Origin of the sequence: Agrobacterium sp. a22-2 (genome assembly GCF_012276985.1) — a bacterium.
Classification (GTDB): domain Bacteria; phylum Pseudomonadota; class Alphaproteobacteria; order Rhizobiales; family Rhizobiaceae; genus Allorhizobium.
Window position 1 is genome coordinate 92,494 of record NZ_JAAXMM010000017.1, and the last position, 20,402, is coordinate 112,895.

At 62.0% G+C, this 20,402-nt stretch carries 13 protein-coding genes and 1 pseudogene; 3 read left to right on the forward strand and 11 right to left on the reverse strand.

The window, feature by feature from the left end:
* Positions 1 to 73: 73 nt before the first annotated feature.
* From addA to HFC70_RS22830, 11 genes and pseudogenes are all read right to left on the reverse strand, one after another.
* A complete protein-coding gene (addA, locus tag HFC70_RS22780; protein ID WP_168475589.1) occupies positions 74 to 3,628 on the reverse strand; it encodes a double-strand break repair helicase AddA in 3,555 nt (1,184 codons plus the stop codon).
* Positions 3,618 to 6,809, reverse strand: coding sequence for a double-strand break repair protein AddB (gene addB / locus HFC70_RS22785; RefSeq protein WP_168475590.1), 3,192 nt, complete (start codon positions 6,807 to 6,809; stop codon positions 3,618 to 3,620). The genes addA and addB overlap by 11 nt, the downstream gene beginning before the upstream one ends.
* A gap of 3 nt (positions 6,810 to 6,812) precedes the next feature.
* Positions 6,813 to 7,544: a nucleotidyltransferase family protein gene (locus HFC70_RS22790; RefSeq protein WP_168475591.1), complete on the reverse strand. Its 732-nt coding sequence runs from the start codon at positions 7,542 to 7,544 to the stop codon at positions 6,813 to 6,815.
* On the reverse strand, positions 7,541 to 9,064 hold the full coding sequence (gene tsaE, locus HFC70_RS22795; RefSeq protein ID WP_168475592.1) for a tRNA (adenosine(37)-N6)-threonylcarbamoyltransferase complex ATPase subunit type 1 TsaE: 1,524 nt from the start codon (positions 9,062 to 9,064) through the stop codon (positions 7,541 to 7,543). The genes HFC70_RS22790 and tsaE overlap by 4 nt, the downstream gene beginning before the upstream one ends.
* Positions 9,065 to 9,068: 4 nt before the next feature.
* The gene (locus tag HFC70_RS22800) at positions 9,069 to 11,555 is read right to left on the reverse strand and encodes an ATP-binding protein (protein ID WP_246735924.1); all 2,487 of its coding nucleotides are present in this window, start codon (positions 11,553 to 11,555) and stop codon (positions 9,069 to 9,071) included.
* 316 nt (positions 11,556 to 11,871) lie between these two features.
* Positions 11,872 to 13,272, reverse strand: coding sequence for an adenosylhomocysteinase (gene ahcY, locus HFC70_RS22805; protein ID WP_168475594.1), 1,401 nt, complete (start codon positions 13,270 to 13,272; stop codon positions 11,872 to 11,874).
* A gap of 182 nt (positions 13,273 to 13,454) precedes the next feature.
* Positions 13,455 to 13,739 (reverse strand): HPr family phosphocarrier protein, encoded by a 285-nt coding sequence (locus HFC70_RS22810; RefSeq protein WP_168475595.1) that lies wholly within the window; start codon positions 13,737 to 13,739, stop codon positions 13,455 to 13,457.
* Positions 13,740 to 13,751: 12 nt separating this feature from the next.
* The gene (locus tag HFC70_RS22815; protein ID WP_168475596.1) at positions 13,752 to 14,153 is read right to left on the reverse strand and encodes a PTS sugar transporter subunit IIA; all 402 of its coding nucleotides are present in this window, start codon (positions 14,151 to 14,153) and stop codon (positions 13,752 to 13,754) included.
* Positions 14,154 to 14,261: 108 nt separating this feature from the next.
* Positions 14,262 to 14,741 (reverse strand): HPr kinase/phosphorylase, encoded by a 480-nt coding sequence (locus HFC70_RS22820; RefSeq protein WP_168475597.1) that lies wholly within the window; start codon positions 14,739 to 14,741, stop codon positions 14,262 to 14,264.
* Positions 14,738 to 16,453 (reverse strand): annotated as a pseudogene (locus HFC70_RS22825) (stimulus-sensing domain-containing protein); the annotation flags it as partial. The pseudogene HFC70_RS22825 and the gene HFC70_RS22820, both read right to left, overlap by 4 nt.
* 149 nt (positions 16,454 to 16,602) lie before the next feature.
* Positions 16,603 to 17,331 carry a response regulator transcription factor gene (locus HFC70_RS22830; RefSeq protein WP_210259398.1) on the reverse strand — a complete coding sequence of 243 codons (729 nt, stop codon included), beginning with the start codon at positions 17,329 to 17,331 and terminating at the stop codon, positions 16,603 to 16,605.
* 337 nt (positions 17,332 to 17,668) lie between these two features.
* On the opposite strand from HFC70_RS22830, the gene HFC70_RS22835 reads away from it, so the two are divergent.
* The 3 genes from HFC70_RS22835 (at position 17,669) to lysM (ending at position 20,369) form a co-directional block, all read left to right on the forward strand.
* Complete coding sequence (locus HFC70_RS22835; RefSeq protein ID WP_168475600.1) at positions 17,669 to 19,279, forward strand: phosphoenolpyruvate carboxykinase; 1,611 nt, start codon at positions 17,669 to 17,671, stop codon at positions 19,277 to 19,279.
* 110 nt (positions 19,280 to 19,389) lie between these two features.
* Entirely contained in the window at positions 19,390 to 19,824 is a 435-nt protein-coding gene (arfB, locus tag HFC70_RS22840) for an alternative ribosome rescue aminoacyl-tRNA hydrolase ArfB (RefSeq protein ID WP_168475601.1), read from the forward strand.
* Between the two features lie 89 nt (positions 19,825 to 19,913).
* Complete coding sequence (gene lysM, locus HFC70_RS22845) at positions 19,914 to 20,369, forward strand: peptidoglycan-binding protein LysM (protein WP_168475602.1); 456 nt, start codon at positions 19,914 to 19,916, stop codon at positions 20,367 to 20,369.
* Positions 20,370 to 20,402: the final 33 nt, after the last annotated feature.

A 20,402-nucleotide genomic window follows, 5' to 3' on the forward strand; every position in this document is an offset into this window, starting at 1 on the left:
TGGCTGCTCCTTTGTCGGTATCTGTTGATGTCTATTTGATGCTTGAGCGCCGGTTTTTCAATATCCCCGTATCTCACGTTGTCTTGAGCTCGGCAAGAGAGCGGGCCAGATCCGCTTCCGGTACCGAGAGAACCCGCGCATCCTCGGTATAGACCAGCAGGCAATCGAAGACCTTGCCGGGATAAAGGGGGCCAAGGATCTCGCGGTAGATGGCCAACTGGGCGCGATGGGCGAAGGGCAGCTCCGCCAGCGATTTTGGCGGCATGCGGTTCGTCTTGTAGTCGAGCAGAATGACACGGTCCGCGGTGACGGCCAGCCGGTCGATCCGGCCCGAGACGGTTCTTTCCTCGCCGTTGAGCAGAAATGTGCCCATGACCGATACTTCTGCCTGTCCGTGGGCGGAGAACACCTCCTGGAGCTGCGGATGGTCGAGCACGGCCATCACATCGTCCAGCAGCCGGGCACGATCCGCCGCCGGCCAGAAACGCGCGGCCCGCCCCACGTAGCGTTCAGCGGCCTCGAAGCGCTCGGCCTTTGAAAAGGCCGGCAGAACCTGCAGCATGCGGTGCACCAGCCGGCCCTTTTGCAGCGCGAGCCCGGCATTCTGCTTTTCCCCGAATAGCGGCGAACTGACCAGGAGATCGCCGGCGTCGTCGTCGATCACCGTTCCGGCGCCCGATGGGCTGAGCGGCCGCGGCAACCGTGTCTGTTGCGGCGCGGGCCGCGACAGCGCCTCGGGCAGCGGTTCGGAAACCCCGGTCTTCTCGCTTTCCTTTCGAGCTTCAAAGGTCCGGCCTGAAGGAGGCAATTGCCAGGACAGGCCGCCCCAGTCGCCGTCCGGGCCGGAAAAGCGAACCGGCTTACAGCGATCGGCATCAAGCGCCAGGGCGCCGGTAATCATGCTGTGCCAGACATCCGGTTGCTGCTGCTTGCCGCGATAGCCGCAGACGATCAACCGGTCTGCGGCGCGTGTCATGCCGACATAGAGCAGGCGCCGGTATTCTTCCTCGGCAAGCCGCTTGACCCGGGCCGTATCTGCCGAGGTCACTGAATTGTCGAGCCCCTTGACCGGCGTCCAGATCGGTACGGGCGGACGATCCGGATCCATGGGGATCATCCGGAACTTGGCGAGATGCGTGTGGTTGAAGGCCTTGGCGCCATCATCGACTAGGAAAACGATCGGTGCTTCCAGGCCCTTGGAGGCATGCACCGTCATCACCCGCACTTCGCTGCGTTCCTTGTCCTGTTCGCGCTTGACCTCGGGCGCTTCCTGTTCGAGCACGGTCACGAAGGATTGCAGGCCCGGAAGGCCTGATGTCTCGTAGGCGAGCGCGAAATTGAGGAACTCGTCGAGGATATCGCTGACCTCGCTGCCGAGGCGCGCCAGAAAGGCACGCCGGCCGCCCAGCGACCCAAGGACATGGGCATAGAAATCGTGCGGCGGAAGACGGCGGGAGAGCGAGATGTAACTGGACAGACGCGCCAAAACCGTCTGCCATGGAGACTCGTCTGCATGAGCCAGCCGCTGCAAGGCCTGCCAGACGCTTTCGTGTTTCTCCCGCAAGGCGCAAACCGTGAAGACATGGTCCTCGGTCAGGTCGAAGAGCGGGCTCTTCAGAATGGCGGCCAGCGACAGGTCGTCGGCCGGCAGCAGAACGAACCGCCCAAGCGCCAGCAGATCCTGGACCGCGATGTGGCCGGTGAGCTTCAGCCGGTCGGCCCCCGCCACCGGAATATTGTCCCGTCTTTTCAGGGCACGGGTCAGGGCATTGACGAAAGCGCCGCGCTTGCGCACCAGGATCAGAATGTCGCCGGCCTCTATCGGCCGCTCCACATCCTTTTCGATGATCGTTTCCTTGCCGATCATCGCCTCGATCCGATGGGCGATGCGCCGTGCCAGGATGGAGGACGGGGCGCTTTCCGGTGTGGCATCGAAGGGCGCGGTCCAGTCCTCTTCCTTGTCCAACGGTTCCGCCGCCACCATGTCCCAGAGATCGACAGCACCCGGATGCCCAGAGCGGCTGGACATGTGCACCACCGCGTCGTTAGCTGCACTCAGGCCCCGGGCATTGTCAGCTTGCGAAAAGACCTGGTCAACGGCGGACAGCACGGCCGATGTCGATCGAAACGACAAAGGCAGCCGCACGGCACTGAAGGTCTCGCCGCCGGTCTGGACTTCCTGCGCGGTGAGCGACCCTTCCTGCGAAAACCGTTCCGGCCGGGCGCCCTGAAAGGAATAGATCGACTGCTTCTCGTCGCCGACGGCAAAGAAGGTGCGTGTCACCGTGCGGGCGCTGGCGCCGGAAAAGAAGTCCTCGCGCAGCGAGCGGATCACCGACCATTGCACGGGACTGGTATCCTGGGCCTCGTCGACGAGGATATGATCGATGCCCTGGTCCAGCTTGTAATGCACCCATGGACCGACCTGGCTCTTGGTCAGGAGCGCTGCCGATCGTGCAATCAGGTCCTCGAAATCCAGCTGGCTGCGTCCCTTCTTCAGGTCCTCGTAATCGTGGTCGAGCCGCTGGGCGAGCAGCAGGGCAGCGCGGGTGGCGGTATAGAGCCGAAAGATCCGCAAGCGATCACGGCAGGCCACCACATGCTCCCGTGCCGCGATCACGGCATCCATCAGGTCGGGCGCTGCCTTGCTCATGGCGGCGGCCAGCAGCGTCCTGTCGGCTTTCGGCTTGTCAGCTTGCGTGTAGAAACAGCCCTCCAGCACTTCGGCGCGGCGGATAGGATCCGTCTCTTGAACCGCCTGTTCCAGCCCCGAGGCAATCGTCTGGACACTCTCGCTGCCCTTGGTCCGGGCAAGGTCGATATAGGTTGAGAGAACGGAACCGCTCAGGCCGGGCAGGGGCCAGTAGTTGGCGGCAAGACTGATTTCCGTATCGTCGATGGAGATCGCCAAGGCTTCGCGAAGCGCAACATCGCTGCCGCCCCGGCGCTCCGCCCATTCCATGAACGTGCGCACCGCATGCCGGTTGGCGACGATATCGCCGAGCAGGGCCTCCAGCTCGAATTCGTCGCCGAGACTGAGTGCCAGGGAAAAGGCATCGGCCAGTGCTGCGTCACCTTCCGCCGTCGTTGCCGTCAGCAGCGAGCGACGGGCATCGGACAGGAGCAGGGCCGAAGCCCGGTCGTCGAGCACGGAAAAATGCCCTGCCACATTGGCCTCGAGCGGAAACTGGTGCAGGAGCGCTTCGCAGAAGGCGTGAATGGTCTGGATCTTCAGGCCGCCGGGCGTCTCCAGCGCTCGGGCAAACAGCCGCCGCGCCGCGGCAATTTTTACCCGGTCCGGCGCTCGACCTTCGATCTGCGCAATGCGCCCGGCGAGCTGTTCGTCGGGCAGGGTCGCCCATTCCGCCAGCCGTTCGAACACCCGGTTCGACATTTCGGAAGCCGCTGCCTTGGTATAGGTCAGGCAGAGAATGGACGACGGGCGCGTTCCCGCCAGGAGCAGTCGGATCACCCGCAGCGTCAGCACATGGGTCTTGCCCGAGCCGGCATTGGCCGACACCCAGGCCGAGCGGCCCGGATCCGAGGCCAGCGCCTGCTGGGCCGAGGTCCAGTCGATCCAGGCGAGCGGGCTGTCGCTGTCGGGCAGATGGTCGATTTCACTCGTCACCGGCCACCTCCTCGGCTTCCGCCGTCGACCATTCGGCGACCCGGGCGAGATGGTCGTATTCGCCGCTGAAATCGTTCTGCTGGGCCGGCATCAGTCGGGAGACGAAACCCTTCTCTCCGGCCTGCAACAGGGCAACAAACCGCACCAGCTCGGCAATCGACTGTTCGCCAAGATCGACCGCCGACTTGGCATTGTCGCCGCGCCCCGTCAGCTCGTTGTTGACCGCCTCCGCCTTGAAGCGGTGGCCCGGCCGCAGCCGCACATAGAGAAGGTTTTCCGGCGTCAACCGGCCCGCATTGCGGAAGGCGCCGGCCTTCAAGGCCGCGGCCTCCAGCGCCAGTTGCGGATCAAGCAGGCTGCGCGCCTGCGACACGCTGGGGCTCGATCCGGTCTTGTAGTCGATGATATCGGCAAAACCGCCACCTTTGATATCGATGCGGTCTGCGACGCCGGTCAGCCTGATACCGATCTGCTCAAGCTCCATGCCGGCCGGCACCTCGGTGAGGATTCTGGTCGCGGTCCGGTCCCGTGTCCTTTCCCAGTGCAGAAATGCGCGGCCGACATCGACAAACCGCTGGCGCCAGACCACGTCGATATGGGGCGGCAGCCGTTCGGCATCAAAGACCTCTTGAGCAATAGCATGCAGCCGTTGCGCAGCATCGGGGTCCTGAGGTGAGGGTACTTCACGAACAAAACGCTCGACGATCCGGTGATAGAGCGTTCCTCGCTCGGATGCGCCGGGGTCGCGGTTGAACGGATCGACCGGATCGAGCCGCAGGATACGTCGCGCGTAGATCGCATAGGGGTCGCGGCGCAGCCGCCCCACTTCGCTGAACGAATAGCGTTTGGGCTGAAGCTCCACAGGCGGTGTCGGTGCGGGTCGCATGGCTGGCGCCTGGTCGCTGCCGCTGTCGATCAGATCGGCAAAATGGCGATAGCGATTGCCCCGCGCCTTCAGGTCACTGGCAAAGCCCTTGCCTCCCAGAGCCAGCAGGCGCTGCAGCCAGCGGGATGCGACGGTCGGTGCCGAGCCTTGCCGCAAGGCGCGGGAATAGATCAGCTTGCGGGTGCCGTTTGCCATCTCGAAATCGTGGGCCAACTGGCCGATCTGCTGTTCCGGCGGTTCCAGGCCCATCTGCGTCTTCATGCTGCGCGACAGGAAGGGATTGTTGGTGGTCTGGCCGGGCCATGAGCCCTCGTTCAACCCACCCAGCACCAGCGTATCGACGGACTGGAGGCGCGCCTCCAGCGTACCGAACACAAAAATCCGGGGGTGCCGCATGGCAGCCGGCTTGACGGCTTCGCCAGCCACCAGCGCCATGGCGATATCGATCCATTGCGGGCCGTCGGCCTCGATCTGTCCGTCCGTCTGCATGACTTCGCTTAAGAGTCGCGCCAGGGTTTCGCCGGCTTCATCGGACCAGAGCGCTGCAAGATTTCCGTCCGGCTCGGCACATATGGCCTCAAGCACCCGACCGCTGCGCTCGGCCCAGCCGGACAGCGACAGGCGGCTGGTCAGGTGCCCGCCATCCGGCCGTTGGACGACGAGGCCCGCCAGCGGCTCGACGGCAAGAGCGATGGTCCGCGCAAGCTTGCCCGCCCTATCCAGTGCCTCTTCCGACATGGACACACGCCATTGGCGCTTATGCCGGTCCTCCGCCTGGGCTTTTGCCTGGGCTTGAAGCAGCGGTTCAAGGGCGCTGATGTCGACGGATCCGATGCCGCCGCGCAAGGCGATGATCTCCAACGTATCGACCGCCTCGCGGCAGTCGGCCTCGGTGAAACCGAAACGGGCGAGGGGATGCTTCAACAGGGCGACGATGGCGACCGGATCGCCCGGCCGCAGTGCCGCTTCGAGTGCCAGGTTGAGAAGCGTTCCTTGCGGCGTCGCGCTGAACGGCGTACCGGCCGAATCGTCGGCGATGATCCCGAAACGTGCCAGTTCGGCAGTCACCCGCCGGGCCAGGTTCCTGTCGGGCGTGATCAACGCCGCGCGGCTGTCGCCGTCGGCACCGGGCTCCTCCAGCGCCAGCCGAAGGGCAATGGCAATGGCGGTGGCTTCCTCCCGCTCGTTGGCAGTCTCGATCAGCGCCACATCGGCAAAGGCTCGGTCGAAGCGGTCGTCGTCGAAGGTGTCGCGCCAGGCTGTCCAGCCGTCCGTGGCACCGGCAGGCGCCATGGCGCGGGACAGGATCTCGGCGCGGTCGCTCAAGGTCTCGTCGGCTGGGTCCAGCAGGGTGACGTCGTCGCGGGTCACATGCAGCTTTTCGAGCAGTTTAAACAGTCCGTATTGCGGGTGCCCGCGGCCAGCTGGGTCCGATAGCCCGCCGGCATCTGCCGGGCCGCCGATCGTCTGCCATTGCTCCTGCGGCATGGACAGGTCGAGCCCCGGCAGGACGACCACCCCCTGCGGCAACGAGGCGATTGCCGCGATCAGGTCGGTGGCTGCCGGAATCGATCCGGTCGAGCCGGCCACGATCACCGGCCCGCCGTCGCCAAGGCCGGCGATCCGCCGCGCCTCGGCGCGCAAAAGGGCGTTGCGGTGCCGCACGGGAGAGGCTCGGCCCAGTTCTTCCAGGCGCGCCGGCCAGAACAGGCTGGCAATCCGCAGGAATTCCAGCGTCAGCTGCCACCACGAGGCGTAGTCGCGGGCATCCAGTCTGTCGAGATCGGCCCAGTCCCCGTCTTCCGTTTCCACCGCGTCGATCAGCTCGATCAGCGCCCGCGCCAGCCAGACCGCGTCCGCCGGACTTGCGGGTGCCACCAGCGGCGTGTCCGAATGAATGCTGAGAACGATAGCCGGCAAACGGTTTCGCCAGGCCAGAATGAGCTGCGCCAGTTCAAGCAGCCTGACCGTGTTGCTGATCGCCGGTGCCAGATCAAAAAGCGCCGGCGCATCGCTTTCGAAGAAGCCGCTATCGTCATCGGTTTCGCCAAGCGGCCGGATCACGGGGAGGATGGCGGATTGTCCGCCCAGCAGGTCCACGAACTCCGAGCGCAGGGAGCGGGCGGCGCGCCGCGTCGGCACCAGGATCGTCACTTTTGCCAGCGACAGCGGATCGGAAGGGTCGTATCGGAAACCGTCGCAAAGGCGCCCGTCACAAAGGGAAGCGGCCAATAACCTTAGAAAGGGCTGGCCCGGCGGTATGGTCAGGACGTTGCGGCGACTGGCCTCTTCCATGATCTATACGCCGACTGTGAGGCGGGCGATCACGTCTTCCGCCGCGCCGATCGCGTCGGGCGTGCCGACCGTCAGCCAGTGGCCGTCCAGGCCGATGCCATAGAGCCGCCCGGCAGCGATCGCCCGGTCGAAATAGATGTTGAGGTTGAAGGCATCGTCCGGCGCATCGTCGAGCAGACCGGGCTGCATGGCCAGGGCGCCGGCATAAATGACCGGATGGGGATCCCCGGCCTGGTAGCGGGTCAGCAGTCCGTCCGCTGCCAGGTTGAAATCATTCTTGCCGTTATGGCCGGTGGTGCGGGCGGGATCGGCGCAGAGCATCACCATATCCATCCGATCAGGGTCGAAGGCGTCGCCAAGCCTTTGAAGATTGGTTTTCGCCGCCGTTTCGCTTTCGATCCAGAACAGATCGGCGTTCATGACAAGTACGGTGCTGCGATCGAGCAGCTTCAATCCCTTGGCAAGCCCGCCGCCAGAATTCATCAGCCCAGCGCGTTCATCGGAAACGATGATCTCCAGCCGAGGATAGTCCTTGAGATGATCCACCATCTGGTCGGCGAAGTGATGGACATTGACCACGGCACGGCGCACACCCGCCTCCGCCAGCAGGTCGAGCGCATAGTCGATCATCGGCTTGCCGGCGACACGGACCAGCGGTTTGGGGATCTGATCGGTTATCGGCCGCATCCGGGTGCCGAGCCCGGCTGCCAGAACCATCGCATTGGTGATTGTCATCGTTCCTGCAGGGTTGATTCGGTGTGTCCGATTCCAACTCTTGCACACCATTCCCGCAAGGGGGCAAGCGCCTCGTGCTCGAAGGCCACCGAAAGATGCCAGAGCGTGCGCGGCATGTGCTTCATATAGGCGGGCTTCTTGTCCCTCTGCATCAGGCGAACCCAAAGCCCGTTGAGCTTGCAGGCCCGCTGCGCCGACATGATCGCCCAGCTCTTCAGGAACGAGGCCTCATCGAAGCTTCCGCCCGCCCGCCGTGCGGCCAGATAATCCTGCATCAGCTGGTCCGCCAAAGGGCGATCCACGGTCACGCGGGCATCCTGGACGATCGACACCAGGTCATAGGCAGACGGGCCGATCATCGCATCCTGGAAATCGATCAGTCCGATCCGCTTTATGCCGTCCTCCTGTGCCCGCCAGATGATGTTCGGCGAATGGAAGTCGCGCAGCACCAACGTCTTTTCAACGGTGGAGAGCTGGTCGATCAGTCCGTCCCAGATGGCAAGATACTGCTCCCGCTCAACTGTTGTGGCCGGCGCGTTGCGTTTCCATGGCAGGTGCCAGTCCAGCAGCAGTTCGACCTCCATCTTCATGGCGGTCCGGTCAAAATCGGGGATGCGGTGGATATGGTCGCCGGTGACGGCAATGTCCCGCTCGAAGGGCGTCTGGTGAATACGGGCGAGACAGGCGACCGAGGCACGATAGCGCTCGGCAATCGGCCGGCCCGCCTCATCGATCACCATGCCGGTGCCGAGGTCTTCGATCAGCAAAATGCCCTGCTCGTAATCGCCGTCGAGAATCTTCGGTGCGGCAAATCCCTTGCTTCGCAGAGTTTTCGCCAGCGCGACGAAGGGGTAGACGTCTTCGGCGAGATGGGCGATCTGCGAATAGGGCTTTCCGTCGCGGATCGGCGGGCCGTTCGGCTGGCGCGGCGCATCCATCAGAACCATACGGTCGCGGCCGGTCGCCAGAACATACTCATAGGCACGTGTCGAGGCGTCGCCGGTCAGATGTCGGCGTTGCGCATCACCAAGCCCTTGGCTGGCGAGAAATTGCCGGATGACGAGAACGCGGCGAATGCGGGCAAGCCTCGGCTCGGATCCGCTGATAGTCAGACGTCGGCCGCCGGCGGGTTCGAAGCCGAAAGTCAAGGTGATCAGGTCGGTCGGCAGCAGATCGGCAGCCTTGTCAGGCCATTCCACCAGGCAGACGCCGGCTTCCAGCGCCTCCTCGAAGCCGAGTTCATAAAGTTCCGACGGATCACCCAGCCGGTAGAGGTCGAAATGGGCGATGGGCAGACGCAGATCGTAGGTCTGGACCAGGGTGAAGGTGGGACTTGGAACTTCAAGGTGGTCGTCATCGGCCATGGCGCGCAGCAATGCCCGCGCCAGCGTCGACTTGCCCGCGCCCAGATCACCCGACAGCGCCAGGCAATCGCCTTTCCGGACGGCAAGCGCCAGATCTTCTCCAAGCCTTGCCGTATCGGTTTCGCTGGCAAGCGAAAGAGAGATTGTTCCGGTCATGGCATCATTCGGCAGCGATGGACTGCGGCATGGTATTGGACGGAATGCGGCAGAGAACCGTCGTCCCTTGTCCCGGGCTGCTCTCGATCGACACGGCACCGTTGTGAAGGCTGACGAAGCTCTCGACGATCGACAGCCCCAGGCCGGCGCCGCTGCGCTTGCCGCCCTTGCCGCTTGCCGAGAACCGCTGGAAGACGGCAGGGAGCATATCTTGGGCAATGCCGCAGCCGCTGTCACTGACGGAGAAGACGAAGTCTTCGCCCTCGCGCCAGCATTTGAGCGTGACGGAACCGCCTTCGGCCGAAAAATTGACGGCATTGGTCAAGATCTTGATGAGGATCTGCTTCAGGCGCTGCTGATCGGCAATCAGAGTTCCAAGCTGCGCCGGTGCCGAAATTTCCAGCGTCACGTTGCTTTCCTGCAGCCGGTCGGTCATCTGGATCGATACGTCATCCAACAGGTCGCCAAGATCGATCTGCGAATAGTTAAGCCGCATGATCCCCGCATCGACGGTCGCCAGATCAAGAATGTCGTTGACGATGGTCAGCAGGACCGACGACGAGGTGGAAATATGATCGACATATTCCGACTGGCGCTGGTTGAGCGGGCCGGTCGAGGGGGCCTTCAGAAGATCGGTGAAGCCGATGATATTGGTCAGCGGCGACCGTAGCTCATAGGAGACATGCTGGACGAAATCGTTCTTGAGCTCGTCGGCCTTGCGAAGCGCTTCATTCTTTTCCTTCAGTGCCCGTTCGGCACGAACGCTGTCGGTCATGTTGACGAAGGTCAGCATGGTCTGGGCGTTGGGCAGCGGGATCACTGCATAGTCGAGGACGAGGCCGGAAAACAGCTCGATGGTACCGTCGCTCGATGGCCGCTCGTCTTCAAAGCTGGTGATCATCTGGCTGAACGCCTTCCAGCCATCCGCTTTGTCATAGGACGGTGCGCAGGCGGTTTCGATCGCCCGGATATGGGTGCCCGGCGTCGCCTCGGCCTCGCTGATCCCCCAGAGGGCCCGGAAAGCCGGATTTGAAAGCCGGATGCGTCCGTCTGGCCCGAACACGGCGACGCCTTCCGACAGATGATCGATGGTCTCGCCCTGAACCCGTACCAGCGTGTTGTATCGTGTCTCAAGATCGACCTGCTCGGTCAGGTTCTCGAAGACCCAGGTCGCGCCGCCCTGCGGATGGGCGGAGGCGATAACCCGCAGCGTCTGTCCGTTGGGCAGATGCCAGAGATCCGTCTGGGTATCGATGGCGCGGTAGACGGAAAGCGTATTTTCCTTCCAGGTCTTCCAGTTCAGCTGCTCCGGCAGCTTGTTGGCAGACCGCAGGCGATCGAGCAGCTCGCTATTGTCCGGTCGCGTTTCGAGGAACGCCGGCTCAAGGCCCCAAAGCTGTACGAAGGCCTGGTTGTAGAACTGCAGTCGGCGGTCGCCGTCAAAGATGGCGACGGGGGTTGCCAGATGGTCGAGTGTTTCGGCGTGGCTTTTCAGGGTTCGTTGCAACTCTTCCTTCAATGCTTCGGCACGCGAAACGTCGATGGCCATGCCGCATGACCCGGCCGGCGTCTTGGTGTCGACCACATCGAAAAAGGTGCGGTTGCCGTGAACCACGGTGGACACTGTGTCGTGGAACGCTGTTTCCGGCGTCAACACAGCACGGATTCTCTCCCGTACAATCGAGCCTAGAACCTCGCGGCTTTCGCCGATGGCCTGGCCTGGCGAACTGGCTTCGACCGCCTCGCTATAGGCGTGGTTGACCCAGGTCAGGCGGCCTTCATTGTCGCGCTGCCAGACCGGCTGTTCGATCGCGTCGAGCAATGCCTCGAAGGTCTCGACGGCATTCTTCATCCGAGCTTTTTCGATCTTCAGCTCGGCCAGTTCGGCGCGCAGGTTGTTGAGCGCCACGAACCGCGCAAAGGCGCGGCCGCCGGAGACGCGCCCCTGGATCTCCAGGACCTCGTCCCGTTGGGTCTCGACGATCAGATCGAAACTCTGGGCATTGAAGCGCAGCCGCTCGATCGCCTGTTCCAGTTCGGTTGCCGAAGCGGCTCTCAGCCATTTGCCGAAGGCCAGGAAGTCGTTGTCGTTCTGCGGCGCGCCGGTTTCACCCGGCAGATGCCCAAGAAATTCGGGCTTGCCATTGTGTCCGTCCCAGATGACGATCCGCCGGTTCTTGTCGGCGATCAGGGCCTGATAACGGGATATGCGCTGTTGGGCGTCGGAGAGCGCCGAGCGGATTTCCTGGCTCTCCGCTTCGATGCTGCCCCGTTGCCGCTGCAGCCAGAGAGCCGAAAGGGCAGTCGCCGAGATGGCGCCGACGACCAGTGCCAGGCCAACGATCTCGAAGGAGGTAATGCTGGACGTCGATGCGGGAAGCAGGGTTTCGGCCCGCGCCGCACCCGCTCCGATGGCAAACCCGGCAAGCACCGTTCCGGCGCGAAGAAGATGGCAGGCGTCAATCACCGCGCGACCCCGGCTGCGGCCCATGATTCCGCATCGAAACAGACCGCCTGCCGAGGACTGGATCCAGCCACGCGTCGCTGTTTCATCGGCGCCGCCCTTGGTGACCGGGGCGCTCGAAAATTCTTTTTTTACCGACATCCTCGGTCTGTCTCCGTCATATGTGCCGCATCGTCGACAAGACATCCCAATTTCGCATCGCTGCAGGAACGCAAGCGGTGCGAATCAAGTTCTAAAACAATACCGTCTAAGGGAATCTGCGGGAAGGGCGTGCCCCAAAAAAGAAAACGCGGCCTTTGTCAAGGCCGCGTTACACTATATGTTGTGGATATGAAGAGGTCTGTTAATATCTGTAGTGGTCTGCCTTGAACGGTCCGGTCGTCGTGACGCCGATATAGGCGGCCTGCTCGTCCGAGAGTTCGGTCAGCTTGACGCCGAGCTTGGCGAGATGCAGGCGAGCCACCTTCTCGTCGAGGTGCTTGGGCAGGACATAGACTTCGTTCTTGTAGTGGTCAGGCTTGGTGAACAGTTCGATCTGGGCCAGAACCTGGTTGGTGAACGAGGCGGACATCACGAAAGACGGATGACCGGTGGCGTTACCGAGGTTCAGCAGGCGGCCTTCCGACAGAAGGATCATGCGGTTGCCCTTGGGGAACTCGATCACGTCGACCTGCGGCTTGATATTGGTCCATTTCAGGTTCTTCAGCGCGGCAACCTGGATCTCGTTGTCGAAGTGGCCGATGTTGCCGACGATCGCCATGTCCTTCATCTCGCGCATATGCTCGATGCGGATGACGTCCTTGTTGCCGGTCGTGGTGATGAAGATGTCGGCAGACGAGACGACGTCTTCAAGGGTTACCACTTCGAAGCCGTCCATGGCGGCCTGCAAAGCGCAGATCGGATCGACTTCCGTCACCTTGACGCGGGCGCCGGCGCCGCGCAGCGACGCGGCCGAACCCTTGCCGACATCGCCGTAGCCGCAGACGACGGCAACCTTGCCGGCCATCATCACGTCGGTGCCGCGGCGGATGCCGTCGACCAGCGATTCCTTGCAGCCGTACTTGTTGTCGAACTTCGACTTGGTCACGCTGTCGTTGACGTTGATCGCCGGGAAGGGAAGGAGACCCTTCTTCGACAATTCGTACAGACGGTGAACGCCCGTGGTGGTTTCTTCGGTCACGCCCTTGATGGCGTCGCGCTGTTTGGTGAACCAGCCGGGCGATGCCTTGAGGCGCTTCTTGATCTGGGCCACCAGAATGACTTCTTCTTCGGACTGCGGATTGGACAGCACGTCCTCGCCGGCCTCGGCGCGGGCGCCAAGCAGGATATACATGGTGGCATCGCCGCCATCATCCAGGATCATGTTGGAGAAACCGCCATCGGCCCACTGGAAGATCCTGTCGGTATATTCCCAGTAGTCCTCAAGGCTTTCACCCTTGATCGCGAAAACCGGAACGCCCGTTGCGGCGATTGCGGCGGCGGCGTGATCCTGGGTGGAGAAGATGTTGCAGGATGCCCAGCGAACCTCGGCGCCCAGCGCCGTCAGGGTTTCGATCAGGACAGCCGTCTGGATCGTCATGTGCAGCGAACCGGTGATCCGGGCGCCCTTCAGCGGCTTGGACGCGCCAAGCTCTTCGCGGCAGGCCATCAGGCCGGGCATTTCAGTTTCAGCGATGTCCAGTTCCTTGCGGCCGTAGGCGGCAAGGCCGATATCGGCGACAACGTAGTCCTTGTGTGTGCTCATGAAGCTCTCCAGGCGTGGATTGAGGCGCTTCCGACCTGTTCTTCCGATGGGAATGACAGCTCTGACGCCGATGGCACCCGCGCTTTTGGGCGACGGATCTCTGCCTGCCGTTTAGCAGGCTTTCCACAGTCTGGCAATAAAGATATAAAGAGGTCTTTATATCTTTATGTTTGCTTTCTGAATCAGATTTCCTCGCCGAACCGGTTGGCGATCAGTTCTGCAAGAGCCTCCAAGGCTTCGCAGGCCTGGTTGCCGCTTGCGGTGACGAGAATGGTGCTGCCGGGGCTGGCGGCCAGCATCATCAGGCCCATGATCGACGTTCCGCCGACGGTCGTGCCGTCCCTGGCGACGGTGATCGCCGCGTCGTAGCCCTGAACGGTCTGGACGAATTTGGCCGATGCCCGGGCATGAAGTCCACGCTTGTTGATGATCAGCAGTTCGCGGGAAAGGGGATTGGACGAATTCAAGGGCCTGACCCGCTATTTGCCGCTGAGAACGCGGCTTGCGACATTGATGTATTTCCGTCCCGCTTCGGAGGCATCGACCAACGCTTTTTCCATGTTGTTCTCGCCGCGCACACCCGCCAGCTTGATCAGCATGGGCAGGTTGACGCCGGCGATAACCTCGATCCGACCGTTGTTCATCACCGAGATGGCAAGATTGGAAGGTGTTCCGCCAAACATGTCTGTCAGAATGATCACGCCATGACCGTCATCGGCGCGCATCACCGCGTCTAGTATATCCTGACGGCGCTGATCCATATCATCTTCCGGACCAATGGATACCGTTTCAATAAACTTCTGCGGGCCGACCACGTGCTCCACAGCGTAACGAAACTCTTCAGCCAGCTTGCCATGAGTGACAAGCACAAGTCCGATCATTCGATTATCGCTCCCTAGCTTTACGCTACCGATCGCCAGTTACCGCAATGCAACAGGTTCGTCCATCATCGGGCCGCCATCTTGGCAATGAAAATGCGAAGTGCAAGCTTAAAATGATAGTCCTTTGGACAGGGGCGAGCCTGTGCGAGCGGAAATCAGCGCCGCAATGGCCGCCAATGGCTCACCGATATCGCGCGGCACGCGTATCCCCGGCAGCCTGCAATGCGGCAGGACGTCGACCATTTCACCGTCCGGAGGAAGCCGTTCCGCCTCGTCCCCCGCCACCGGAAGAATAGCATAGTCCAGCACCGCGGCACCGATATGCGGGACCGTCACGATCCCGCCGTAGCGCAGTTCGAGAAGCCCCTTGATGCTCTCCGGCCCGCTGGCAATCAGCCGGTCGCCGTGCAGAGAGACGATAACTCGGTCGTCGGAGACAAGCGCGGCGAATTGCTGCCTTCTACGGGCGTCGGCCATGCATGCAAAGGCCAGCGACGACTTCCCCGCACCTGACGGGCCAATGAACAACAGGCCCGTCGTGCCGATAACGATCGCGGTCGCATGAACATTGGCCTGCACCGTGGTCATGATGCGGGTTCGGCTGGCAAGGTCAGAACGAAACGGGCGCCCTTTATGCTGCGCGTCTCGCTGTCAATGATATTCTCTGCCCGCAGCGTGCCACCATGCGCTTCGGCGATCTGCCGGCTGATCGACAGTCCGAGGCCGGAATTCTGGCCGAAACTCTCGCCCTCCGGCCGGTCCGTGTAGAAGCGCTCGAAGATCCGATCGATGTCTTCCGCCTGAATGCCGGGACCGTTATCCTCGATCTGCACCGTGCAGCGTCCGCGAGTGCGCGACAGCCTGACAGAAATCTTGCCGCCCTTCTCCGGAACGAAGGAGCGCGCATTTTCAATCAGATTGGTAATGATCTGGCTAAGCCGCAGGTCGTGGCCGTTGACCATGAAGCGTGTCCGGCTGCCGGGCTTCTGGTCGATCAGGTAATCGAGCTCGACAGGCTTCTTGGTGCTTCGGATCTGTCGTGACACTTCGACCAGATTGCCGAGCAGCGCCTCCATGTCGACCGGTTTCGCATCGGCGCGCGCCAGTTCGGCGTCGAGGCGCGAAGCGTCGGAAATATCGCTGATCAATCGGTCGAGCCGGCGCACGTCGTGCTGGATCACATCCATCAGCCGCTGCTTCGATTGGTCGTTGCGGGCAAGCGGCAGGGTCTCGACGGCGCTGCGAAGCGAAGTCAGCGGGTTCTTCAGCTCGTGGCTCACATCGGCCGCAAAGCTCTCGATCGCGTCGATCCGATCGTAAAGCGCTGTGGTCATTTCTCGCAAGGCGATGGAAAGATTGCCGATCTCGTCCTGACGGGCGGAGAAATCCGGTATCTCCTCGCGCTCTTTCGCTCCGCGCCGGACCCGGATGGCGGCAGCCGAAAGGCGGCGCAGCGGGTTGGCGATGGTGGAGGACAACAGCAGCGAGACGATGATATTGACAAGGGTCGCAACTCCGAACACCCGCAGGATTGCCAACCGTTCTGCATGGACGATCTTGTCGATATCGCCGGCCTGGGTCGACAGGAGCAGCACGCCGAGCACGGCGCGGAAGCGTTGCACGGGCACGGCGACCGAAACGATGAGTTCGCCATTGTCCGTCACACGCACGACGGCACCGCGCACGCCGGTCAGCGCATTCATCACTTCCGGATAGATCGATCCGTCGCCGCCGGGCGTTTCCTTGTAGAGTGGCAGGTTGCTCGGCTGCAGCAGCTTGTTGAATATGCGCGCCGGCCATTCCGCCCAGCCGCCATTCTCGGTCTCCAGCGGCGGCAGATCGAAGCGCAGCACCTGCCCACGCGAATAGAGGTGCCGGGAATCCAGCAGCAGGTTGGCATCCGCGTCAAACAGCCGGGCGCGGGTGCGGGTCGGCGAAATCAGCCGGCGCAACACCGGCGCGACGCGTTCCGGATTGATCGGAAATTCGAGATCCTCATCGTTGGGGACCGGCGTGATGCTCTGTCCCGCCTGCAATTCGAGCAGTTTCTGCGGGTCGATGGTGATGGAGTTGGTATCGACCGATGCAGAGGCCGAGATTGCCCCGGCGATGATCTCGCCCTGGGTCAACAGGCTTTCGACGCGGGCATCGATCAGCCCCTCGCGGAACTGGTTGAGATACATGATGCCGCCGACCAGCACGACCAGGGCCGCAAGATTGAAGAACACGATGCGGCGCGTCAGGCTGGAGAACACCGCATTACCGAATATGCGGCGGATCAATGTGAAGGGATGGGAAAAGAACGCTTTTGGCTCTTCGTCAAAGCCATCCAGCCTGTCCGCTTCCCTATCCGACAACCGCCTTTCCAACTCTCAAACCTTTCGGATCGTACCACCACGCCACGCAGGCGCCGCCTCCGCCAAGGGCATAGCGGCCGCCTGGGCGCTTGTCACGCTGCTTCGCGGAAACGGTAGCCGACCCCGTAGAGGGTCTCAATCATATCGAAATCCGTATCGACCATTTTGAACTTCTTGCGCAGGCGCTTGATATGGCTGTCGATCGTGCGGTCGTCCACGTAGACCTGTTCGTCATACGCGGCATCCATCAGCGCGTCGCGGCTCTTCACGACGCCCGGGCGCTGGGCCAGGGAGTGGAGGATCAGGAACTCGGTAACGGTCAAGGTGACCGGATCACCCTTCCAGGTACAGGTGTGGCGCTCCTGGTCCATCACCAACTGGCCGCGCTCGAGATTGCGGGCCTGCTGCTCGCCGGCCGTCTTCGGAGTTCCACCGGTGCCGGCCGCTGCACCTTCGCGGCTCGCGGCCCGCCGAAGAATGGCTTTCACCCGCTCGACCAGCAGGCGCTGCGAGAACGGTTTGGTAATGAAGTCGTCGGCGCCCATCTTGAGGCCGAACAATTCATCGATTTCCTCGTCCTTCGAGGTCAGGAAGATGACCGGCAGATCCGACTTCTGCCGCAACCGCCGCAAAAGCTCCATTCCGTCCATGCGCGGCATCTTGATGTCGAAGATCGCCAGTTGCGGCGGGCGCGCCAACAGACCGTCCAGCGCCGAAGCGCCATCGGTATAGGTCTCCACCTTATACCCTTCCGCCTCGAGTGCGATCGACACCGACGTCAGAATGTTGCGGTCGTCATCAACAAGCGCGATTGTTTGCATGCAACTGGTCTCCGTCATCATGAAGCGCAACTCCTGGCATTTTCCCAGCCCGGGCTATGGCAGCGTTGAAGCGCTTAATGAGGATAAAGGTGGAACAAATTGTGGCAAAGATAAAGGGCCGGCCAGCAGAGACCACCAAATCGGGTGTATGAGGCGGCGTGCGAGCCTGCCAAAAGGGGCTTTTCAAAACGATTAAAAAAGCTCGCGGCAAATTTAAATCGATTAAATCTTTGAATTTATTGATATATTTTCTAGAGTATCTTGCGTTTGTCGAAAAGCGCCTCTAGGTTCGCCCCAAATTCAAACGCATTCACCCAACTGAAAAGGAAGAGTGACCATGGAGGAGCTTGGAGTGAACAATCCCTTGATCGGGGTGGAGACGATTGGTCTGGGCGCTGCCGCCCGCGTCCACTACAATGCCCAGCCGGGTGAACTCTACGAAGAGTCGATCAGGCGTGGCGAGGCTGTTCTGACCGCCGATGGCGCCCTTTGCGCCGACACCGGACAGCATACCGGCCGCTCGCCCAAGGACAAATACATTGTTCGCGACCACAACACCGCCAGCCAGATCTGGTGGGACAACAACAAGCCGATGTCTCCCGAGCAGTTTGCCCATCTGCATCAGGACATGCTGGCCCATGTCGCCGGCAAGGACCTGTTCGTGCAGGATCTGATCGGCGGTGCTGATGAGCATAATGCGCTGCCGACCCGCGTCATCACCGAACTCGCCTGGCATTCCCTGTTCATCCGCAACCTGCTGATCCGGCCCGACCGCTCGACGCTTGCCGATTTTCAGCCCAAGTTCACGATCATCGATCTGCCGAGCTTCCGTGCCGATCCCGAGCGTCATGGTTGCCGTTCAGAAACGCTGATTGCCTGCGACTTCACCAACAATATCGTGCTGATCGCCGGCACGATGTATGCAGGCGAGATCAAGAAGTCGGTGTTCACCGCCCTCAACTATCATCTGCCTGCCAAGGGCGTCATGCCGATGCATTGCTCGGCCAATGTCGGCCCGGACGGCGACGCCGCCGTCTTCTTCGGCCTGTCCGGCACCGGCAAGACCACCCTGTCTGCCGACCCGACGCGCACCCTGATCGGTGATGACGAGCATGGCTGGGGCGAAGATGGCATCTTCAACTTCGAAGGCGGCTGCTACGCCAAGACCATCCGCCTGTCGGCTGAAGCCGAACCGGAAATCTATGCCACGACCAAGCGTTTCGGCACCGTGCTGGAAAACGTCGTCCTGGACGAGAACCGCGTCCCCGATTTCAACGACGGCTCGAAGACCGAGAATACGCGTTGCGCCTATCCGCTGCACTTCATTCCGAACGCATCGGACACCGGCATCGCCGGCCACCCGAAGACGATCATCATGCTGACGGCCGATGCCTTCGGCGTCATGCCGCCGATCGCCCGCCTGTCACCCGAACAGGCCATGTACCACTTCCTCTCAGGCTACACCGCCAAGGTGGCCGGTACCGAGCGGGGCGTGACCGAGCCTGAAGCAACCTTCTCGACCTGCTTCGGTGCACCCTTCATGCCGCGCCATCCCGCCGAGTACGGCAACCTGCTGCGCGATCTGATCGATCGCCACGGCGTGGATTGCTGGTTGGTCAACACCGGCTGGACCGGCGGCGCTTACGGCACCGGTCACCGCATGCCGATCAAGGCGACGCGCGCGCTCCTGACCTCGGCCCTGAGCGGCGACCTGAAGAAGGTTGAGATGCGGATCGATCCGAATTTCGGCTTCGCGGTTCCGGTCGCGGTGGATGGCGTGGACAATGCCATTCTCGATCCGCGTTCGACCTGGGCCGATGGCAGCGATTATGATGCCCAGGCCAAGAAGCTGGTGGCGATGTTCATCACCAATTTCGCCAAGTTCGAAGACCATGTCGACGGCAAGGTTCGCGACGCCGCGCCGAGCGCCAATATCGCCGCCGAGTAAACTGCGGCCCATCCGATCCCGAAGCCCGGCGAAAACAACTTCGCCGGGCTTTCGCATTTTTTCCACAAGGCTGTTTTCGAGACGCGCCGGATATGGGATAGACCGATATCATGGCCAGCGACGCACTCTTCATCAATGACAGGATCACCATTGCCGGTTGGGAACTGACCGAGCAATTCGTGCTGGCCGGCGGTCCCGGCGGACAGAATGTCAACAAGGTCTCGACCGCCGTTCAGCTGTTCTTCAATCTCGTCGGTTCCCCCTCCCTTCCCGATCGTGTCAAGGATAATGCCGTCAGGCTTGCCGGCCGTCGCCTGTCCAAGGAGGGCGTGCTGCTGATTGAGGCGAGCCGTTTTCGCAGCCAGGAACGCAATCGTGAGGATGCGCGCGAACGGCTGAAAGAACTGTTGCTGAAGGCCGCGGAGCCGCCGCCTCCGCCCCGTCGCAAGACCAAGCCGACCAAGGGATCGGTAGAGCGTCGCCTGAAGGCCAAGACGGGGCGAGGCGAAATCAAGAAGCTGCGCAAAGGTCCGGACGGCGATTGAATGTCTGCTATGTAATTTAGCAAATCGCTTGTATTTTCGGCGCACCTGGTTTCATCTGCAGGTAGGAGACACAAAAAGGAGGTCGTCCCATGGGATTGTTCAGCTTTATCAAGAATGCCGGCAAGAAGCTTGGTCTGGGTAGCGACGATGACGCACCGGAGGCCGCCGCCGTCGAGAAGGAACTGGCGTCGCACGATCTCGGTACCGACAAGGTCCAGGTGACCGTCGTTGATGACAAGGTTGTGCTCAAAGGCGAAGTGAAGGATCAGACAGCGTTTGAAAAGGCCATCATTGCCGTTGGCAACACGCTCGGCATTTCCGCAGTCGAGGCCGGCGAGTTGAAGGTTGCCGATGCGCCCGCCGCCAAGGAGCCGGTGTTCTACACGGTGAAGAAAGGCGACAATCTCTGGAAGATCGCCGAAGCCCAGTACGGCAAGGGCAAGGGTGCCAAGAACACGGTGATCTTTGAGGCCAACAAGCCGATGCTGACCCATCCCGACAAGATCTATCCGGGTCAGGTCCTGCGCATTCCGGACCTCGACTAGGATTAAGGACTGGTGAAGCGGCCCTCTCAGGCC

Bases quoted from the DNA above. Each gene is read 5' to 3' on its own strand.
- HFC70_RS22815 (WP_168475596.1), bottom strand. From the start codon at position 14,153: ATGATCGGACTTGTGCTTGTCACTCATGGCAAGCTGGCTGAAGAGTTT.
- HFC70_RS22830 (WP_210259398.1), bottom strand. From the start codon at position 17,331: ATGCAAACAATCGCGCTTGTTGATGACGACCGCAACATTCTGACGTCG.
- arfB (WP_168475601.1), top strand. From the start codon at position 19,390: ATGGCCAGCGACGCACTCTTCATCAATGACAGGATCACCATTGCCGGT.
- addB (WP_168475590.1), bottom strand. From the start codon at position 6,809: ATGGAAGAGGCCAGTCGCCGCAACGTCCTGACCATACCGCCGGGCCAG.
- HFC70_RS22820 (WP_168475597.1), bottom strand. From the start codon at position 14,741: ATGACCACGGTGCAGGCCAATGTTCATGCGACCGCGATCGTTATCGGC.
- tsaE (WP_168475592.1), bottom strand. From the start codon at position 9,064: ATGACCGGAACAATCTCTCTTTCGCTTGCCAGCGAAACCGATACGGCA.
- lysM (WP_168475602.1), top strand. From the start codon at position 19,914: ATGGGATTGTTCAGCTTTATCAAGAATGCCGGCAAGAAGCTTGGTCTG.
- HFC70_RS22800 (WP_246735924.1), bottom strand. From the start codon at position 11,555: ATGGGCCGCAGCCGGGGTCGCGCGGTGATTGACGCCTGCCATCTTCTT.
- ahcY (WP_168475594.1), bottom strand. From the start codon at position 13,272: ATGAGCACACACAAGGACTACGTTGTCGCCGATATCGGCCTTGCCGCC.
- HFC70_RS22835 (WP_168475600.1), top strand. From the start codon at position 17,669: ATGGAGGAGCTTGGAGTGAACAATCCCTTGATCGGGGTGGAGACGATT.
- HFC70_RS22790 (WP_168475591.1), bottom strand. From the start codon at position 7,544: ATGACAATCACCAATGCGATGGTTCTGGCAGCCGGGCTCGGCACCCGG.